Raw genomic sequence first — 16,134 nt, 5'->3', positions numbered from 1 at the left:
CATCCTTGATGACACCCAACCCCGCCCAACGCCTGCTGTTTCGGCTCGACCGGTTTCTGGACCGAACGGGATCGATCCTGGCCGTACTGCCGCTGCTGCTGATGCTGGTGCAGTTCCTGGTGGTGGTGATGGTTTATGTGTTCCGCACCGGTTCCATCCAGCTTCAGGAAAGCCTGACCTATATCAACGCGCTGATGTTTCTGGGCGGCGCCGGGTATACCGCGCTCCGGGACGGCCATGTGCGGGTGGACCTGTTCTACAGCCGCCTGGGCGCGCGCGGTCGCGCCTGGGTCGATCTGCTGGGCACATTGCTGCTTCTGATGCCGTTTCTGGGCCTGTTCTGGGCCACCGCCCTGCCCTTCGTGATCACCAGTTGGGCCATGAACGAGACCAGCGTGGAATCCAGCGGGCTGCCCTTTGTCTATGTTCTGAAGGCCACCCTGCTCGCCTTTCCCCTGACCATGTCGGTGGCCGCCGTAGCGGACCTGCTGCGCGCCGCCCTGACTCTGAAAGGCCATAACCCGGCCATCGGAAAGGATAGCTGATGGACCCGTCGCTCGGCCTGACACTTGCCATGTTCGCCGTGCTCATGGCCTTTCTGCTCAGCGGCTTTCCCGTGGCGTTCACGCTGGGCGGCACGGGCCTGCTGTTCGGGCTCATCGGCATGGTCACCGGCCATCTGGACGGCAGCTTCCTGTCCCTGCTGCCCAACCGATTGTTCGGCAATGTGATCTCGAACGACCTGCTGTTCGCGGTGCCGCTGTTCGTCCTCATGGGGGTGACGCTGGAAAAGTCCCGCGTGGCGGAAGACCTGCTTGAAAGCATGGGCCAGTTGTTCGGGTCGCTCAGGGGCGGGCTGGGGCTCAGCGTAACCCTGGTGGGCGCGCTGCTGGCCGCGTCCACCGGCATTGTGGGGGCCACCGTGGTGACCATGGGCCTGATGTCCCTGCCCACCATGCTCCGGCGCGGCTACAGCCCGTCGCTCGCCACCGGTTCCATCGCCGCATCGGGCACGCTGGGGCAGATCATTCCGCCTTCCATTGTGCTGATCCTGCTGGCGGACGTGCTGTCCGCCGCCTGGCAGCAGGCGCAATTGAAGCAGAACAATTTCGCCCCCGACCCCATGAGCGCGGGGGAACTGTTTGCCGGCGCCCTGCTGCCGGGGCTGACGCTGGTTGGCCTTTACATGCTCTATCAGGTGGCCATGGCGATACTGCGCCCGGAAACCAGCCCGGCCATCCCGCGTGACAAGGGCGATGGGCTGGACCCCGCCTTCATGGCACGGCTGGCCGCCGCCCTGCTGCCGCCGCTGGTGCTGATCGTGGCGGTGCTGGGCTCCATCCTGTCGGGCGTGGCCACCCCTACCGAAGCCGCGTCCGTGGGCGCGGTGGGTGCCATGCTGCTGGGGGCCACGCGGATCGGCAACCGGCCACAAGGCGGGGACGGCACCCCGGAAGCCGCGCCAACAGGTGGCGGCAGAAGCAGCGGCGGAACGGGCTGGCTGGCGCTCGGCGCCCTTGCGGGTCTGGTTGTGCTGTCCCGCATGGTGGACCTGCGCATGGGCCGCGAGACCGTCTCATTGGGCGAGCAACTGGCCTTTGTGCTGGCGCTGGCGCTTGCCGTGCTGTTCGCGCTGGCGCTCGCCCGCGCGCTGTGGACCACCCACCGCGCCGGGGTGCTGAGCGACATCCTCAAGGGCACGCTGACCATTTCCACCATGATCTATGGCATCCTGATCGGCGCGGCGCTGTTTTCGCTGGTGTTCCGGGGCCTTGGCGGCGACATGCTGATCGAGGACTGGTTGAACAACCTGCCCGGCGGCCACATGACCGCGCTGCTGATCGTCATGGCATTGATGTTCGTGCTGGGCTTTTTCCTGGACTTTATCGAAATCACCTTTGTGGTGGTGCCGGTGGTGGCCCCCGCCCTGCTCGCCATGGAAGGGTCTCACGGGCCGATCTGGCTTGGGGTGCTGATGGCGATGAACCTGCAAACCAGCTTCCTGACCCCGCCTTTCGGGTTCGCGCTGTTCTATCTGCGCGGCGTGGTGCCCGAAAGCGTACCCACCAAGGCCATGTATCGCGGTGTTCTGCCCTTTGTGCTGATCCAGATTCTGGCGCTGATCACCCTGATTCTGGCCCCTGGACTGGTCACCTGGCTGCCAGACCGGATGTTCGGTTCATGATCACGCTGTCGTTAATTGCGGCGGCGCCCGGCACATGGTAAATCGCGCTTCATGAAAGCCTTTCTCAAAAAAGCCTGGGCCACGGTGGGCATTACCGGCCTGATCGCCATCGGCCTGTTCGGGCACCTGCTCTACATGAATCTGCGCCCGGCGGACCCGATTCTGGCAGGCTGGCAACCCTATGAAGCGGCCAGCTTCAACGAGACCCTGCAGAATGGCGACCCCATGCTGGTGGAAATCTATGCAAGCTGGTGCCCCACCTGCAAGGCGCAGCACGAAGCCTTTGAAACCATGGTGGACAATGGCACCGCACCGAACATCCGCGCCGTCAGGGTGGACTATGACGACGACCCGGCATTTCTCAAGCGGTACGGCATTCGCGGCACCGGCATTCTGATGCTGTTCGATGATGGCCGCGAAATCGCGCGCGCAGCCGGGCTGACCACGCCGAAACGCATTCAGGCATTCATCAGCCAGCACGACCTGGATAAAAGCTAGGCACTCAGCCCCGGTCAGGGGCGCTCGCCCCCGAAATGCAGCCTGAGACCCCGCCCGGCGGCCACCGGCGTGACCTTGTGGGCCAGTGTGTGGATCAGCCACAGACCGCGCCCGCTGGTGGCGAGCCCATGGTTGACGAGCGCTTCACGAGATACCCCGCCCGATAAATCCGACCCGGCATCCATTTGCGCGAATGGCGCGGAATCGGCGCCGTCATGGCAATGGACTACCGGCTTGCCCCGAAGCCGGGCCAGATGCGCATCCGGTATGCCCGCGCCCGCATCCACCACCTGCAATATTACGCCGTCCGTCCCGTACCAGGCATCCAGCCACAGGGGTTTGGTGGCAAAGGCGGCGTCCGCCAGACGTTCGCGGATGATCCGGTCATAAGCGGCCAGCGCCTGCTCCCCCTGATGCAGGTCGGGGGAATCAAGGCCGAAATTACCATGTATGATGCCATTGATGAGCGCCTCGTGCAGGGCGATTTCCATGTCGGGAAAAGGCAGGCCGCGAACCATTGCACCCAGCCGCCATTCCAGTGCCAGCAGAAACGCCCGCGCGGGGGACAGCAGGGCATAGGCCAGGCGGCTGGACAGGCACCAGCGCATGTGCGCCCCGCCGCCGTGTGCCGCCGCCTCGGTGCGGGGCGCGTCATGGTCGGGGGCCATGCTGCCCGGTGCTTCCGGCGTCTCCACACCCTCTGAGCGAACGGTGATGTCCAGCACATGACGGGCACGGTGACCGGGGCGCGGCAAGGTGCCTTCCGCCGCGCAGTCCGCCGGGTCACACAGCAGCAGGTCGGGTGGCATCTCTCCGGCAAGCGGCGCCACCGGGCCAGCGGAGACACATCCGCCAAGGGGGTGCAGCATTTCCGCCCTCAAGGCCGCTGATGCGTCTGCATAATCCCGCCAGAAACCGGGCGTGGCCGCGATAAAGGAGGTGCGGGGCACGACGCTAGACCTCCTCGAACGGCAGCAGGTCGCCGAACTGGGACAGGTCGATCAACCGCGCCACCTGGCCGTCCCGCGCGCGACGCACGGTCAGATCCCACCCTTCCTTGCGGGCGGAGGACCGCAGCTTGAGCAACATGCCAAGCCCGGTGCTGTCCATGAAATCCACCGCGCTAATATCCACCACCACACGCTTCGGCCCGGCCTCGGTCAGGTCCGCCATCAGGGACCGCCACTGTGCCTGATTGTTGAAGGTCATGCGCCCGTTCAGCGTAACGCTGACACCATCATCGGTCGCTTCCAGAAGATATTCCATGCCTGCCATCCCCCACTTGTCGCCAGACGCCATAAGACCGGTGCGCATCAGGGATCAGGCCGCCCCCATGACCGCCTGTGCCACACTGGCCGCGCCCATCAGAAACAATCCGGCCACCGCCACGCGCCGGTACAGGCTGGAACCGTACCGCCAAAACAGGAAAAAGCCCAGCCTGTCGCCCGCCACCATGGCGGGATAGGCGGCCACCACCAGCAACATCTCCTCAAGCCCCAGATAACCGCCAAAGGCAAAAGCGATGACGGCGGCGGCGCTGGAAAACAGGAAAAACACCATCAGAAAGGCCCGGCTGTCCGCCGCGTCCCGGAAGCGGGCCATGGCATAGACGATCACCGGCGGGCCGGGCACCGCCACGGCGCCATTGAGCACGCCACTGGCCAGCCCCGCCAGCCACCCCACAAGGCGCGGGGGCGCGGCCACATGCACACTCTGCCGCATCAGCAACAGGCTGGACAGCATCACCACCACGCCCACCAGAAGCTGAAAGCTGGCCTTGTCGATCAGCGCCAGAAGCCGTGCCCCCAGCAGCGTGCCCAGTAATGACAGCACCAAAATCGGCGCCATGGGGCCGACGGGCACCCGGCCCCAATAGCCCCTGAGCGTGGTCAGGCTGACCAGCAGGGTCAGCAGAACCACCACCGATACCGCCGTGCCCGGTTGCAACACCGCGCCCAGAACCGGCAACGCCCCAAGCGCGAAGCCAAAGCCGGTAAAGGCGCGCAGCACCGCCGCCAGAAAGATCGCCCCCAGCATGGCCAGAAGGGTGGCGATGCCCTCGGCCATCAAGCGGTCCAGCACATCGGCCACCGGCTGGAAAAAGGCCGCGTCCGCCACCTATTCCGCCGCCATCCGGCCCGCGCCCCGTGGCCCGGCCCGTACCAGGCGACCGGGGCGGGCGTCTGTCACACGATCGTCGCGCACCACCACCTTGCCGGAAACCAGCATGGCCCGATAACCCGTGGCCGCCTGCAACAGGCGCTGCCCCCCGGCGGGCAGGTCCTGCACCATGCGCGGCGGATGCAGGCGCAGCGCCTGCGGTGCGATCACATTGATGTCCGCCTTCATGCCCTCGCGGATCAGGCCCCGATCCGTCAGGCCAAGATAGGCGGCCTGCTTGCCGGTCAGCATGTGCACCGCCTGCTCCACGGCGATGGTGCGGCCATCGCTGCGCGGTTTCGTCCAGTGGGCCAGAAGATAGGTAGGGAAGCTGGCGTCACAGATGGTTCCCACATGCGCCCCGCCATCGGACAGGCCCATGATCGCCTGCGGGTGGGTCATCATCTCATGGACCGCCTGATAATTCAGGTCGGTATAATTATAAATCGGGAAATAAAGAAAGGCGCGCCCCTCGTCTTCCAGCAGGATGTCATAGATCATCTCAAGCGGGCTGACACCGGCGCGTTCGGCCATTTTATAAACGCTGTTGTCCACCGATTGCTCATAGTCCGGCGGGTCACCCAGCTTGAACAGCTTGCAACTGACAAAATCGATGGTGGCCAGCAGCTTGTCCGCCAAAGGGGGGATGGCGCTGCCGTCCCCGGCCATTTTCTCGGAGGTCTCCAGGAGCAACCGCTTCTTGAAGGCCGGATCTTTCATGGCGGCCACCCGCTCGGCCAGCGGCAGATGGGCGATCGCCTTGTAGCTCGGAAAGCCGATAAAGGGGTGAAAGGTGCATTGCAGGCCCAGAATCACGCCAATGCCGCGCGGCGCCGTCTGCAAGTGCATATCCACCCCGTCAGCCTTCAGGCGCTCGGCCTCTTCAATGATCCGCCGCCACTGTCCGGGAGCGAAATCCCGCTGCATCAGCGACAGCGAAAAGGGCCGCCCGCCGCCCGCACGGGCGAAGGATTCCAGTATGGCGAACTCCCGCGCAAAGGCATCCGGGTCGTCACGCTCCAGGTCGAAATCGTTCACCGCCTGAAGAACGCCGTGATCCAGCCCCTCGAAGGCGCGGGCGATGCCGGCCAGCTCCGCCCCGGTGGCCTCGCTCGCCGGGGTCCATTCCCCGTCCGCCGTGCGGTGCAGGTCGGTGCGGCCAGTGGTGAAGCCGATGGCCCCCGCCTCCAGCGCGCGCCGGGTCAGATCGCGCATGGCCGCGATATCGTCATCGCGGGCGGGCTCCCCGGCTTCTGCCCGGTCCCCCATCACATAAACGCGCAAGGGATCGTGCGTTACCTGAACGGCGAAATCGATGGCGTGGGGCACATCGATGGCATCCATATAGTCTTCCAGGCTTTCCCAGTCCCAGGTGATGCCTTCGCTCAGCGCCACGCCGGGGATATCCTCCACCCCTTCCATCAGGCGTATCAGCCGGTCCCGATCCGTCGCCCGGCAAGGGGCAAAGCCCACGCCGCAACTGCCCATCACCACCGTGGTCACGCCGTGCTGCACGCTGGGCGCCAGAACCGGGTCCCAGCTTACCTGGCCGTCATAATGGGTGTGGATGTCGATAAAGCCGGGCGTGACCAGCGCGCCGTCGGCATCCAGCATTTCGCTGGCGGTTCCATCCACCCGGCCCACCGATGCAATGCGCCCGCCGCGGATGGCCACATCGGCGGCAAAGGGCTCGGCGCCGCTGCCATCCACCACGCGCCCGCCGCGGATGATCATGTCGAAATCCGGCATGTCTGCTGTCTCCCTCCCGTTAAGAGCCTCCCCCGGCCCGATGGTCTGGATGCTGCGCATCCCGCGTCGTCCGTCATGGCCGATGGGCCAGACGATCCCGACCGCGCATCAGGGCGGCCACTATTAGCCCCCCGATCATGTGCCAGATACCCCAGACCGCCACCGTCAGGGCCGCGCCGCCCAGCCCGGCGAACTGATCCAGCAGGATCACCAGCCCCAGCCCAGAATTCTGGATTCCCACCTCGAAGGTAAGCGCCCGGCGCGTTTCCCTCGCGCGGAAGAGAAGCCAGCCGCTCACCGCCCCCAGGGCAAAGGCAAGCCCGTTATGGACCACCACCAGCGGAATGATGACGCCGGAAAAGCGGCTAAGCAAGGGGGCATGGCTCGCCAGCCCCGCCACAATGACCAGCAGCAGGGTCGCCAGCGCCAGCGGCGTGAACAGCCGCCTGAGCCGCGCCGCCAGTACCGGGCGGGTGGCGGCAAGCCAGATGCCCAGCGCCAGCGGCAGCCCAAGCGTGAAGGCGGTGCGCGCCAGAAAAGCGGCGCCGTCCAGATGGATGCTGTCCACCAATGCGGCGGTGGGCGGGTACAGGCCGGTCCAGAACAGGATGCTGGCGGGTACCAGCACCACGGCCAGCACGCTGGTCAGCGCCGTAAGCGCCACGGAATAGGCGGCATCGCCGCGCGCCAGCACGGTCAGCAGATTGGAAATATTGCCGCCGGGGCAACTGGCCACGATCACCATGCCAAGGGCTATGCTCGGCGCCGGATCGAGCACCAGAATCAGCGCCATGGTCACAAGGGGAAGTCCGACGATCTGCACCAGCGCCCCTTTTACGATGCGGGTGGGCGCCGTGCGGATGAACCGGAAATGGCCCGGTTTCAGGCCCAGCGCCACCGACAGCATCAGAAAGGCCAGCACCAGCGCCAGTCCCGCCTGCATCAGCGGGTCCAGCGTGATCACCGCCCCGTCCAGCGTGGCGGGATCGGCCTTGCCGGCATCCACCGCCGTCATGCCCGGCCCGCCATCAGGGCGCGCCTGAAACGGCTGGCCGGGACCGTCATTGCGCCCGCGTCAGGCGCACCGTTGCCTTCCGGCTGAACAGATCGTTTCCATCGGCATCCACCAGGCTGGCGGTCAATGTGAAAACCCCTTCCGGCCACCTTCCCTGCCTGTCGCTCAGCGCCCGGAACCGCCGGGCGCCGGTCAGCGCCGCCCCGGCCCAGCCGCGCAGGCTTACGGACTCCACAGCGCGGGTGCCGCTCAGGACCACGCGGCCATCATCGGGCGCGGTGACCTTCAATCGCACCGCCCCGCCCCTGGGCACGCCGCTGTGCAGTACAAAGGCATAAACCGGGGCACGACCGGATATATCGATCACCGACATGGCCCGGTCTTCCAGCGCCAGATCGGTAAAATCAGGCCGCTTGGTGGTAAACCCCAGCTTGAGAATATCCGCCGCCGCATAGGGCAGCGCCTTGGCCGCCTCATCGGTCCACAGGGGGCGCTGGCGCTCCCCGCAGGCGCGGGTGTTGAAGGTGCCGCTATAGGGGTCCACCGGCAACAGCTCGCCGCCCTTGCGCGTCATCACCTGAAAATGCAGATGGGGATAAGACGACATACCGCTGGACCCCATCATGCCGATCACCTGACCGCGCTTCACGTCCTCCCCGGCGGCCACACGCACCGACCCGCGCTTCATGTGGCAATACTGGGTATGCCAGCCATTGCCATGCTCGATCCGCACGCTGTTGCCACAGGCGCGCTGGCGCACCTCGTCCTTCAGGGAACCCTTTGTGTTGCGGGCATCCGCCATGCCGTCCCGGCGGCCCCCCACCACGCCGTCCGCCGCCGCCAGAATGGGGATGTCCCGTGTCCAGGCGGTCCAGTCCAACACGCCCATATCCACCCCCTGATGGCCGCGCCCGCGTTTCTGCACGGCATTATAGGTGCGGGCCTGACAGCGATGGTCGGCCACATCAGAAGACAGGTCATGGTCCACAAAGGCATGAATCAGGCACTCAGTCTCCCCGGCGCGGCCCACCGGGCAATCGATCGGAACGGCCAGCGCGGGCGCCCCGGACAGGTCCTGCGCCCGGCCCGGCACCGTAATCAGCACCGATGCCATCAGTGCGATCAGGGCAAGGCCACCACTGACCGGGCCGAGGATGCTCTTGCCGCCCTGCCGGACGCCCTCATGCGTTGTATCGCTCATTCCGCGACTCTCCCCCCTTTGTGCCGGGCCGCCTTGCCGGACCACCGTGCCTGGCCGGGCGCTTCACCCTCCATCCTTGCAAGCTGTTCTTATCCAGCGCAAGGGGGCAATGACAGGGATGAGTCGCGCTTCGGCGAAAGACCTCAGAAATCCAGCGCCTCTATCGCTTCCAGCAGCACTTCGGCACTGTGGACCAGCGCCGCGCGCTCACCCTCGTTCAGGCTGGGCGACAGGGTGGCCACCACGCCCTCCCTGGCCAACACATGCGGCAGCGACAGGGTGACGGCCTGATCCGGCGCCATGCCGATCAGGCTGCCGCTCACCGGGGTGCAGCAGGTCAGCACCGCCCGCTCGTCATCCCGGATCAGTTCCGCCATGCGGGCGATGCCGGCGCCGATGCCGAACCAGGTGGCCCCCTTGCCTTCTATCATGCGCCCGGCGGCTTCCCGCACGCCGGAATCGATGCGGGCGCGCACACCGCCATCCAGTGGCCGCCCCAGTTCCGCGGCCACGGCATCCAGCGCGCGGGTACCCACCGTGGCACCGGACCAGTGCAGCACCTCGGAATCGCCATGTTCCCCCAGCACATAGGCGTGCACCGAATGGCTGGACACACCCAGATAATCCCCCAGCAGGGTGCGGAAACGCGCGGTATCCAGAATGGTGCCCGTGCCGATCACGCGATGCACCGGGCCGTCCGCCCCTTCCCCGGCGAAGCGGGCCGCCAGATGGGTCATCACATCCACCGGATTGGTGGCCACGATCAGACGCGCTTCGGGGGCTGCTTCAAGAATGGCCGGGATGATCCCGGCGAACACCTCCCCATTGCGCCTGAGCAGATCGAGACGGGATTCACCCGGCTTCTGGGCCACGCCCGCCGCGATCACCACGATATCCGCCCCGGCCAGTGCCGCCATGTCGCCGTGATACACGCGCAGCGCATGGGCAAAGGGCGTGGCGTGAAGAATGTCCTCCGCCTGGGCGCGGGCAAGCGCCATGTCCCGATCCACCAGCACCAGATCGCTGCCCACACCCCCCAGCGCACAGGCATAGGCTGCGGTGGCACCCACCTGACCGCATCCCACAAAGCCGATTTTCATACCATTTCCCTTCCGTGTCCGTCTTTCTGCCGGGCGCTCGCAGCCGCCCCCAAAGAGGTGTTTCTTCCAGCGCCCCTTGAAGGGTGGGTGACAAATTGTCACATCTGGAATACACTTTTCGTTAACGTCGGCGGGACCGACGGCACCGACCGGCCCACTGGGCCGCGTGGCCCATGACAAGCGGCCGGCCGGGCAATTTCCGGTTTTTACACGGAGGACCCCATGGCCGAACGAACCCTTGATACCGACAGCGTAACCACTGCCGAAAGCGAACGCCAGCGGCGCGAAAAACCAAGCATCATCAACACACTGAACGAAAAAGACCTGCGCGATGCCTTTGCCGCGGGGCTGGCGGATTTTCGCGCCTCGCCCAGTTTCGCCGTGGTTCTGGGCCTGCTCTATCCGGTAGTGGCCCTGATCATGACGCGCTTCGCCCTGGGCTATGACACGCTCACCCTGATTTTTCCTCTGGCGGCGGGCTTCGTGCTGGTAGGGCCGGTGGCCGCCACCGCATTCTACGAAATCAGCCGCCGCCGCGAAACCGGGGAGCCCATTGGCCCCGGCGTAATCACCCGGCTGAAAGGGCACACGGTGCGCTCCGTCGCGGCTGTGGGGGGTGTTCTGCTGGTGATTTTCACCAGTTGGCTGATCGCCGCCCTGTTCATTGCCAAGGCGACCATCGGGTCGGTGGGGGCCGACAGCGTAAGCGCCTTTCTCGGCGCCGTCTTCACCACACCGGCTGGCTGGGCCATGATCGTGGTGGGCAATCTGGTGGGCTTCCTGTTCGCCCTTCTGGTTCTGGCGATCGGCGCGCTTTCCGTGCCCATGCTGGTGGACCGGGATGTGGGAACGGCCACGGCTTTGACCACATCCATGTCCGTATGCCGCAAGAACAAGCGCGTCATGGCCAAGTGGGGCCTGTTCGTCACCGCCGCGCTGATGGCGGGCAGTATTCCGCTCTTCTTCGGGCTGACCGCCGTGCTGCCCATTCTGGGACATGCCACCTGGCATCTGTATCGCCGGGCGGTCAGCTTCTGAGGGGCGCTCTCCACCGCCGCCGATAAATCCGGTTTATCTGAATAAGCCTTTACCCTACCGTAACGGGTCTTTGTTTTGTGGAATGGAGAGTGTGGACCCATGCGGTCGGATAATGCCTTCATGACCGGAAAATGCCATGGCCGCGCTTTTCGGCTGGCGCGCCTGATCCGGCGTTTCGGCCTGGCGGTGCTGTGTCTCGGCTTCACGGCGCAGGCCGTAACGGGCGCCGCATTGGCGGCAAACGCCGGGGCTTCGCCCCGCATGGCGGAAAACACATCACCGCACCCACGGGCGCTTTCAGTGGTGGGGCCGGTCCTTCCCCCGCTCGCCCGCCGGGGCACAGGGGGCGCACCGGAAGGTCATCTGGTGCGCCAGGTGCGCAAAACATTGACAGAATCGGGCTTTACCCCGGACATCCGCCTGATGCCATGGCACCGGGCCATGACCCGACTGGAAAACCACCCTGAAACCCTGATTTTCCCCCTGACCCGCACGCCGGAGCGCGAACAGGCTTTTTACTGGCTTACCCGGCTGATGGTGGAACGCGCCAGCGTCGCCAGCCTGCGCGGCCAACCGGCGCTGAAAAGCATTGACGACCTGATTGGGCGATCGGCACGGGTGGGCTGTTCCCGTGGGTCCGTGCAATGCAAGCTGCTGCGCCAAAGGGGCCTGCCGGAGAAGCAGATTTTCATCATTCATGAACATGGCAGGCAAACCTATCTCAAGCTCGCCCTGAACCATCGCATTGATTATTTCGTCACCGATCCGGCCATGATGCGCCTTCAGATGAAGAAACTGGGCCACAGCATGTCGGATTTCCAGATTCATTTTGACCTTGGCCACAGCCGGGCGCTGTATCTGGCGATCAGCAGGCAGGCCCCCGCGATGCTGGTGGAGATGCTGAAATCCGCCCTGCCCCCCAGCGCCGAAATCACCATCGAGGAAAGCGATCAATAGCGGCGAACCCACGTTCAAGGCCCCTTGATCGGCGCCGTCGCCCCGCAACCCCGCCAGGAACCGCGCGGCATCACAGCATCAGCGGCCCGCTTCGTCCCGCAGCAGGGAATCGAGCGCCGCTTCGGCCCGCCCGCTCAGCGGCGCGTGCCCGGTGGCGGGACCGGGCCGGTTTTCCGGTGCCGCCCGGCCTGTTGCCCGCGCCATGGCGACATAGAGCGCCCCCCGATCAATGGGCTTGGTGACCACATCATTCATGCCCGCTTCAAGATATTCCATCCGCTGCCCGTTCAGGGCATTGGCCGTCAGCGCTACAATGGGCACCTGCCCCACCGCACCCGCGACGGACCTGATACAGCGCGTGGCTTCCACGCCGTCCATGCCGGGCATCTGAATGTCCATCAGAATCAGGTCCGCCGGTTGGTGCTGATGGGCCGCCACCGCTTCGTGGCCATTGGCGGCAAAGCGTGGCGTGATGTTCACATTAAACAAGAGCCGGGCGCACAAGTGGCGGTTCACTTCATTGTCTTCCGCCACCAGCACGTCCAGCCCGTCCAGCGTACCGCTGACCGGGGCGGCGGCTTCATACTCCGCGGCGCTGGCGGCCACCTGCCCGGCTTCGGCCACATTCAGCGGCAGGCGGACGGTCACCTCGGTGCCGACACCCTCAGCGGATCGCAGGTCCGCGCCGCCATTCATCAGGTCCGAGAGCTGCTTGACGATGGCAAGCCCAAGCCCCGCCCCCTGATGGCGCCGGTTGCGGGTGGTATCACCCTGTGTGAAGCGGGAAAACAGGGTGCGCTGCACATCCTCGGCAATGCCGGGGCCACTGTCCGCCACCACGAAGCGGATCAGGCCATCATGGTCCCGGCCAACCTTCAGCCGCACCCAGCCGGACTCGGTGAATTTCACCGCATTGCCCAGCAGATTGACCAGTATCTGTCGCAGCCGGGTGGCATCCCCGGACAGCCGATCCGGCACGGCGGAGTCGATGTCATGGGTCAGGTCGAGCCCCTTTTCATTGGCCATCGGAGACAGCAGGCTGCATACACTGGCCACCAGATCACGCAGGGAAAAGGGCCGGGCATTCAGGGTCAGCCGACCGGATTCGAGCCGCGACAGATCGAGAATGTCATTGATCACATCCAGCAATGCCCGACCGGAGCGCCGAATCACGGCCACATTGTCCCGCGCTTCTTCCGACAGGCTCATTTCATCCAGCAGATCGGCCATGCCCAGAATACCGTTAAGCGGCGTGCGGATTTCATGGCTCATATTGGCCAGAAAGGCGGACTTGGCGTGGTTGGCATTCTCCGCCGCCCGGCGGGCATCGGATAGCGCCTGTTCCAGCGACTTGCGATCCGTCACATCCGTATGGGTGCCGACAATGCGCACCGGGTCCCCGTCGGCATTGCGGACCACCGCCACACCGCGAGACATGATCCAGCGATAACTGCCGTCCTTGCAGCGCAGCCGAACATCAAAGGCGAGCACATCGTCGCTGCCCCTGGCCAGCCAGGTGTTCACATCCCCGGCCACCCGATCCCGGTCATCCGGGTGCATCAGCGACCAGAAAGTATCCGCGTTCTGGGGCAGTTCGTCCGGGCTGTAGCCCAGCATGGTCATCCAGCGGGGCGAGTAATAGGCATCATTGCTGGGCACATCATGATCGAACAGCCCATCGCGCGCGCCTTCCAGGGCGAATTGAAGGCGCTCCCTGTTCTTGCGCTCCCGCTCCAGTTCCGCCACGGCGTCATGGCGGTGCTGAAAAGCCATGATCACCCCGCCAATGGTGCCGTCGCTCTGGTGCCATGGGCTCACATACCAGCTCAGATGCTGCATGGTGCCGTCCGCCCGGTCAAAGCGGTCAATGTCGGATTTGAGCGTTTCCCCATTCAGCGCCCGGCGGTGCGTTTCCCGCCAGCGTTCCGGCAGGTCGGGCAGCAGATCGTAATGGCTCTGGCCGATCACGTCATCCTTCGTGCGCCAGCCATTCTGTTCGATCCACTTGTCATTGCAGTCACAATAACGCATCGCGATATCGAACACCGCCACCGCGCCGGGCAGGGCGTTCAGCAAGGCGGACACGATCGGCGGCAGGCTTTCCGACATATGGCCCCTTTGGTACGGTTCGTTCCATGACCCTGTATGGTCCCGGACGGCGCGACAACCCGGCCCCATGACAACCGGACATTGAGTATCCAGTATTTGCGCGGCGAAGCGCCCTGTCCAGCCCCGACTTGCATTAGGGCGCGGTTTTGTCTATCCGGTGCGAACAAAGCCGCCTTCAACCCCGTCGGGGAGCCGCCCGCATGACTGAGTACCGCTGTACCCGCCTGACGATCCCCGCGCCGACGATCTCCGCGCCCACAGCGGCGCCGGGTTCCGCCGCCACCGAAGAGGCGCCGCGGCGGCTGGAACTGTGGTATCTCGCGCCCTCATCCCCATCTTTCAACGCCGGGGATGAAAACGATTGCAGCCTGTATCTGACACCGGACAACAGCGCCGACGGGCAGCCCTGCCAGCCGGTTACTCTGCCCGTCGCCACCACGTCGCCCAGCTTTCGCCGACTCAGCATCGACCTGCCAGCCGAACACGGCGGCAGCTTCACGCTCAGCGGGCCGGGCATGGCGCGGCTGCGCGGCGTGTGCCTGTTTCAGCCGGATCGGGTGCTGGAAGACGGCGTGCAATGGCTGATGCTGGACGGTGAGCCCGCCCGCCCCGGCAATCGCGGGCCGGGCAACCCATGGGCGCTGCACCTGGCGCCGCCCATGGGCTGGATGAACGATCCCAACGGCCTGTTTTTCGACGGCACGCGCTATCACGTCTTCTATCAGCACAGCCCCAACAGCTATCACGCCCAGAACATGCACTGGGGCCATGCGGTGAGCGACGACATGCTGCACTGGCGCCACCTGCCCGTGGCCCTGACCCCCCATGCCGGCGTGGTGGAAAAGCCCCACTTCAAGGATGGCGCCTTTTCCGGCTCCGCCGTGGTGGACGCGGACGGGCGCCAGTGGCTTTTCTATACCCGCCACCAGAATCTGGACAGCCGCCGCCCGGATCTGGCCATGCATGAATGGCAGGTGCGGGCCGAACTGAAGGATGGCTGGCACACCGGGCCGGAACAGCCGGTCATCGCCGGACTGCCCGCCACCGACATGGGGCAGGATTTCCGCGACCCATGGGTGTTCAAGGGGCCGGACGGGCGCTGGAAATGCCTGATCGGCGGCCAGCACGGCGCCCATCGCATGGTCTATCTCTATCAGTCGCCGGATCTGCTGCGCTGGTCCTATGCCGGCATTCTGTGGGAAAGCGACGCCTGGAGCGCGCACCCCGCCGAATGCCCCGCCTTCTTCCCGCTGGGGGACAAATGGGTGCTGGTGCTGTCCATGTGCCTGAACGACGAACCGTCCCGCACCGCGGCGGGCATGGTGGCGGGCGATGGCTGGCCCGTGGTGGCCTTTGTGGGCACCTTTGACGGGCGCCGCTTCACCGAGGAAACACACCAGAAGCTGGACCTGGGGCCGCATTTCTATGCCGCATCCATCATGCAGCGGGATAATGACCGGGGCGATGGCGAGGCGCTGTGCATGGCCTGGGCACACAACTGGGCGTTTGAGGATCACGGGCGCCCGCTGGCCAGTTGCCAGACCCTGCCGCGCAGGCTGTCGCTGGGCGCGAACGGCCACATCATCAGCCAACCCCTGGCCGGGCTGGCGGATTTGCGCCAGTCCGAGATCACGGGGCTGGAAAGCGGCACGGACATATCGGCTTTCACCGCGATCGAATGTGTCATGACCCTGGCGGAAACGCCCCTTGATGTGCACATCACCGCCAAAGACGGGCATCAGACCCGGCTGAACTGGTCCGGCGAGACCCTCGCCATACTGGAAGACGGCCATGAAACACTGGCCCGCCGCCTGCCCACCGGCTCGGCACGCCTGTTTCTGGACCACAATCTGCTGGAGCTCTTCGCCGGGGACGGCGAGGCCGTTCTCACCCTTCGGCTGGCCACCGAGACCGGCCCCGCCCGTCTGACCGCGCCGGGCGACGTGACCGCTTATCCACTGGCCTGAGCGCGGCGAGTCCCATAGGGTCGAGCGGCCATCCCCGAATGCCGGGCATGGGCGATTCGCATTTTCAGCGCGCATTTACACACGTTAAAAGGGAAATATACCGGCCAAGACTGGTATTTTTGCGGTTTCCGCCTAGTCTGGGCTAGGCTTGCGCA

At 65.4% G+C, this 16,134-nt stretch carries 14 protein-coding genes; 6 read left to right on the top strand and 8 right to left on the bottom strand.

Annotation, left to right across the window (positions count from 1 at the left end; all coding sequences use genetic code 11):
* The first annotated feature begins 8 nt into the window (after positions 1-8).
* From WGH93_RS04175 to WGH93_RS04165, 3 genes are read left to right on the top strand one after another with little or no spacing between them, the layout of a single operon-like run.
* Complete coding sequence (locus WGH93_RS04175; RefSeq protein WP_374763603.1) at positions 9-545, top strand: TRAP transporter small permease subunit; 537 nt, start codon at positions 9-11, stop codon at positions 543-545.
* Positions 545-2,185, top strand: coding sequence for a TRAP transporter large permease (locus tag WGH93_RS04170; protein WP_374763602.1), 1,641 nt, complete (start codon positions 545-547; stop codon positions 2,183-2,185). Before WGH93_RS04175 ends, WGH93_RS04170 begins: the two co-directional genes overlap by 1 nt.
* Positions 2,186-2,236: 51 nt before the next feature.
* Positions 2,237-2,683, top strand: coding sequence for a thioredoxin family protein (locus tag WGH93_RS04165; RefSeq protein WP_374763601.1), 447 nt, complete (start codon positions 2,237-2,239; stop codon positions 2,681-2,683).
* A 14-nt stretch (positions 2,684-2,697) separates the two neighbouring features.
* On the opposite strand, the gene WGH93_RS04160 is transcribed toward WGH93_RS04165, so the two are convergent.
* The 7 genes from WGH93_RS04160 to WGH93_RS04130 form a co-directional block, all read right to left on the bottom strand.
* Positions 2,698-3,633, bottom strand: a complete 936-nt coding sequence (locus tag WGH93_RS04160; RefSeq protein WP_374763600.1) for a hypothetical protein — start codon at positions 3,631-3,633, stop codon at positions 2,698-2,700.
* 4 nt (positions 3,634-3,637) lie between these two features.
* Positions 3,638-3,949, bottom strand: coding sequence for an STAS domain-containing protein (locus WGH93_RS04155; RefSeq protein WP_374763599.1), 312 nt, complete (start codon positions 3,947-3,949; stop codon positions 3,638-3,640).
* Positions 3,950-4,003: 54 nt separating this feature from the next.
* A complete protein-coding gene (locus WGH93_RS04150; protein WP_374763598.1) occupies positions 4,004-4,801 on the bottom strand; it encodes a TSUP family transporter in 798 nt (265 codons plus the stop codon).
* A complete protein-coding gene (locus tag WGH93_RS04145) occupies positions 4,802-6,592 on the bottom strand; it encodes an N-acyl-D-amino-acid deacylase family protein (RefSeq protein ID WP_374763597.1) in 1,791 nt (596 codons plus the stop codon). It abuts the gene before it with no gap.
* 73 nt (positions 6,593-6,665) lie between these two features.
* Positions 6,666-7,607, bottom strand: a complete 942-nt coding sequence (locus tag WGH93_RS04140; RefSeq protein WP_374763596.1) for a bile acid:sodium symporter family protein — start codon at positions 7,605-7,607, stop codon at positions 6,666-6,668.
* 46 nt (positions 7,608-7,653) lie between these two features.
* Positions 7,654-8,808 carry a M23 family metallopeptidase gene (locus WGH93_RS04135; protein ID WP_374763595.1) on the bottom strand — a complete coding sequence of 385 codons (1,155 nt, stop codon included), beginning with the start codon at positions 8,806-8,808 and terminating at the stop codon, positions 7,654-7,656.
* Positions 8,809-8,951: 143 nt separating this feature from the next.
* Positions 8,952-9,908, bottom strand: coding sequence for a lactate/malate family dehydrogenase (locus WGH93_RS04130; RefSeq protein WP_374763594.1), 957 nt, complete (start codon positions 9,906-9,908; stop codon positions 8,952-8,954).
* 222 nt (positions 9,909-10,130) lie between these two features.
* Here WGH93_RS04130 and WGH93_RS04125 point away from each other — a divergent pair, with 222 nt between their 5' ends.
* Both WGH93_RS04125 and WGH93_RS04120 read left to right on the top strand, forming a co-directional pair.
* The gene (locus WGH93_RS04125; protein WP_374763593.1) at positions 10,131-10,946 is read left to right on the top strand and encodes a DUF2189 domain-containing protein; all 816 of its coding nucleotides are present in this window, start codon (positions 10,131-10,133) and stop codon (positions 10,944-10,946) included.
* A gap of 99 nt (positions 10,947-11,045) precedes the next feature.
* Positions 11,046-11,903: a substrate-binding periplasmic protein gene (locus WGH93_RS04120; RefSeq protein ID WP_374763592.1), complete on the top strand. Its 858-nt coding sequence runs from the start codon at positions 11,046-11,048 to the stop codon at positions 11,901-11,903.
* Between the two features lie 78 nt (positions 11,904-11,981).
* On the opposite strand, the gene WGH93_RS04115 is transcribed toward WGH93_RS04120, so the two are convergent.
* Positions 11,982-14,012, bottom strand: coding sequence for an ATP-binding protein (locus WGH93_RS04115; protein WP_374763591.1), 2,031 nt, complete (start codon positions 14,010-14,012; stop codon positions 11,982-11,984).
* Positions 14,013-14,212: 200 nt separating this feature from the next.
* On the opposite strand from WGH93_RS04115, the gene WGH93_RS04110 reads away from it, so the two are divergent.
* On the top strand, positions 14,213-15,979 hold the full coding sequence (locus WGH93_RS04110; protein WP_374763590.1) for a glycoside hydrolase family 32 protein: 1,767 nt from the start codon (positions 14,213-14,215) through the stop codon (positions 15,977-15,979).
* Positions 15,980-16,134: the final 155 nt, after the last annotated feature.

This window comes from Yunchengibacter salinarum (genome assembly GCF_037658235.1).
Taxonomy (GTDB): Bacteria; Pseudomonadota; Alphaproteobacteria; order Sphingomonadales; family Kordiimonadaceae; genus Yunchengibacter; species Yunchengibacter salinarum.
Note: the sequence above shows the minus strand (reverse complement) of the source record. Positions and strands in the feature narration are given on the sequence as shown.